The sequence below is a fragment of the Streptomyces sp. MnatMP-M17 genome (assembly GCF_900091995.1).
Classification (GTDB): Bacteria; Actinomycetota; Actinomycetes; order Streptomycetales; family Streptomycetaceae; genus Streptomyces.
The window spans coordinates 1-3,239 of sequence record NZ_FMDK01000105.1; the positions used below are offsets into that span (position 1 = coordinate 1).

At 67.8% G+C, this 3,239-nt stretch carries 3 protein-coding genes; 2 read left to right on the top strand and 1 reads right to left on the bottom strand.

Going from position 1 to position 3,239, the window contains the following annotated elements; genetic code table 11:
* Positions 1–95 precede the first annotated feature (95 nt).
* A complete protein-coding gene (locus GA0115259_RS05890) occupies positions 96–1,394 on the bottom strand; it encodes an ABC transporter substrate-binding protein (RefSeq protein ID WP_093591865.1) in 1,299 nt (432 codons plus the stop codon).
* A 393-nt stretch (positions 1,395–1,787) separates the two neighbouring features.
* On the opposite strand from GA0115259_RS05890, the gene GA0115259_RS05895 reads away from it, so the two are divergent.
* Together GA0115259_RS05895 and GA0115259_RS05900 are read left to right on the top strand one after the other, a co-directional pair.
* Complete coding sequence (locus GA0115259_RS05895) at positions 1,788–2,810, top strand: LacI family DNA-binding transcriptional regulator (RefSeq protein ID WP_237539794.1); 1,023 nt, start codon at positions 1,788–1,790, stop codon at positions 2,808–2,810.
* Between the two features lie 86 nt (positions 2,811–2,896).
* The coding region (locus GA0115259_RS05900; protein ID WP_141716464.1) for a FadR/GntR family transcriptional regulator at positions 2,897–3,239 on the top strand (343 nt) is incomplete at its 3' end.

Genomic DNA, 3,239 nt, shown 5'->3' on the forward strand with positions numbered 1-3,239 from the left:
CCGCGGCCGGAGCCGGGGCTCCGGGATGCGAGCCCCGCCGCGGCGGAGTCCGGGGCATGCGCCCCGAGTGCGGTGGTGCTTTTCATGTGCTCGGCTCAGCTCTGCTTGAGCAGTTTGTCGCAGGCCTCGACAGCGCGGTCGAGCGACTCCTGCGGGCTCTGCTTTCCTTGCAGCGCCTTCGCCACCTGGTTGCGCAGCTCGGTCTTCATCTGCTCGCTGAACAGAACCGGTGTGTAATTGACCGCGTTCTTCAGGGACTTGGCGGCGGCGATCCGGACGCGTGTCTCGTCGGTGCCGTCCTCCTTGGTGAAGTACGGATCGTCCAGCGAGCCCTTGGTGCTCGGGAAGATGGCGACCTGCTTGGCGAACGACATCTGGCGGGTGGCGTCGGTCACGAAGTGCGCGAAGGCCACGGCGGCGGGCTTCTCCTTGGTCTTGGAGTTGACCATCACGCCCATGACATACATGTTGACCTTGCCGGTGCTGGTGACCTGGTCGGTGATGCCGATGTTCTTGTAGAGCGTCGGCGCCTGCTTCTTGAAGTTCTCCAGGTCCAGCGCGCTGCCCGGGTTCATGGCCACGGACTCGGTGAGGAACTTGGCGCCCGTGGACTCGGGGCTCGCGGTGAGCGCCTGCGGATCGAGCGCCTTGGCGTCGAACAGCTCCTTGTACCGGGTGAGCATCTCCACGCCCTTGGCGTCGTTGAACGCGAAGCCGGTGCCCTCCTTGTTCACGAGCTGGACGCCGTAGCGGCCGAAGTCCTCGATGGTGGGCACCTGGCCGAGGGTGGCGATCTTGCCGTCCGTCTTCTCGGCCATCTCCAGTCCGGCGGCGAAGACCTCGTCGTAGGTGGTCGGCGGCTTCTCGGGATCGAGCCCGGCCTCCTCGAAGAGCCGCTTGTTGTAGAACATCGGGCCGGTGTTGAGGTACCAGGGGAAGCCGTACGTCCCTTCCACACCCGGTATCTGCTGGCTCTTCCAGGCGTCCGGCAGATACTCCTTGCGGAACGCCGCCGCGGTCTTGTCCTTGTCCAGGTCCAGCGCGAGCCCGGCCTTCGTCAGGGGGGCGAGCTGGTCGGGGGAGACATTGACGACATCCGGCAGGGTGCCGGCGGCGGCGTCGGCGCTGAGCTTGTCGGCATAGCCCTCGGCCGGCCGGTCGACCCATCTCACCTTCGTGTCCGGGTACTTCTTCTCGAAGTCCTTGATGACCCCGTTGAAGTAGTCCTTGAAGTTGGCCTGGAGGTTCCAGGTCTGGAAGGAGATCTGGCCCTTGATGGGTCCTGAGGCGTCGGAGGACCCCTCGGTGCCGGTGTCCCCACTGCTACAGGCACTCAGCGGCAGGACTGCGGCGAGAACAGCGGCCATGGCGACTGCTCTGCGGGAGATGCGCACGGTGAACGGCTCCTTTGCTCGGATTCGGACGTGCCGGCGGCGAGCCGGAGCCATGGGCCGCCGGCTGCTTATTCCCCGCAGACCTTGCAAGGTGTCCCGGGTAAAGTCAACACATTCGCCCGCCGAAACCGGAATGATATCGAGGACGATGGCAAAGGGAACAGCATCGGTGCAGCTCAGAGCCGCTCGCCCGGTTTCCTTGTACGAATGACTAATGCGCTTTAGGATGCTCGGACTCAAGCGCATTAGTCCAGGGTCCACACGGCTCGTCCGGTACGGCCGGAAGGTACGGGAAAAGGGGGCACGCGGATGGCAGCGAACCGGCCGTCGACCAGTGAAGGTCCGGCCAGTGAGGGTCCGGCGCGCAGACGCACTCCGGCGCGCCGTCCGACCATGAAGGACATCGCCCGGCGCGCCGGTGTCTCCGAGAGCGCCGTCTCCTTCGCGCTCAACGGACGGCCCGGTGTCTCCGAGGCGACGCGGGACCGGGTCCGCCGGGTCGCGGAACAGCTCGGCTGGCGGCCCAGTACGGCGGCACGGGCGCTCTCCGGCGAGGGCTCGGCCACGGTCGGGCTGGTGCTGGCCAGACCCGCGGTGACTCTCGGCGTGGACTCGTTCTTTCTCCAGCTGATCTCCGGCATCCAGGAGATCCTGTCAGACCGTCAACTCGGCCTGCTCTTCCAGGTGGTGGAGGACATGGACGCCGAGTGCGCGGTCTACCGGCGCTGGTGGGCGGAGCACCGGGTGGACGGCGTTCTGGTCGTGGATCCCAGGACCGACGATCCACGGCCCGGACTGCTCGACGGGCTGGGCCTGCCCGGAGTCGTCATCGGCGCGCTGCCCGACAGCGACGCCGGTCCGCATCCGGTTCTCTCGCAGGTACGGGCCGACGACGCGGGCGCGATGGCGTCCGTCGTCGACCGGCTGTACGCGCTGGGCCACCGGCGGATCGTCCATATCGCCGGGCTTCCCTCGCTCGCGCACACCGAGCGGCGCATCCGCTCGCTGCGGATCGAGGCCGGCCGGCGCGGACTGGCCGAGGTGCGCTCGCTGACGACTGACTACTCCGACACCCAGGGCGCGGCGGTGACCCGTCGGGTCCTGGCGCGGGCCGGAGCGCCGACGGCCCTGGTCTACGACAACGATGTGATGGCCGCGGCCGGCGCGGCGGTCACGGCGGAGCTCGGTCTCTCCGTACCGGGCGATGTCTCGGTCGTCTCCTGGGAGGACTCGGCCCTGTGCCGGCTGGTACGGCCCTGGCTGACGGCGCTCTCCCGCGACACGATCGGGTTCGGCCGGATCGCGGCGCGCGAGCTGGCCGCGCTGCTCGACGGCGGCGAGCCACGCACCGTACAGGTACCGCTGCCGGCGCTGATCGAGCGGGAGAGCACAGGCCCGGCACCAGGCTCTGTCTGACACCTTCCTGGCACCTTCCGCTTGGCCGAAAATCATTCTTGTCACGACCATTGACACCCCAAGAGATCAAGTGATCTATTCACTTTATGAGTCGCAGTGAACTGTCGCTGTCCGAGCATCTCGCGGACAGCATCGTCGAGATCATCCGCACCGAACGGCTGGTTCCCGGGGACGCCTTGGCGTCCTCCCGGGATCTCGCCCGCCGGTTCGACGTCACCACGCCCACGGTCCGCGAGGCCCTGCGCAGACTTGAGGCCACCGGCGTGGTGGAGTTCCGGCACGGCTCGGGTACGTATGTAGGTCCCGGCAGTGAGCGGCGGCTGCTCGCCAATCCGCATCTCCCGCGCGGCAGCCGTGAGTCGGTGCTCGAACTGGTCGAGGCACGGCTCGTCCTGGAGCCCGCCGTGGCCGCCGCCGCTGCCCGTACCC

Coding starts and splice junctions, on each gene's coding strand:
- GA0115259_RS05895 (WP_237539794.1), top strand. CDS start 1,788: ATGAAGGACATCGCCCGGCGCGCCGGTGTCTCCGAGAGCGCCGTCTCC.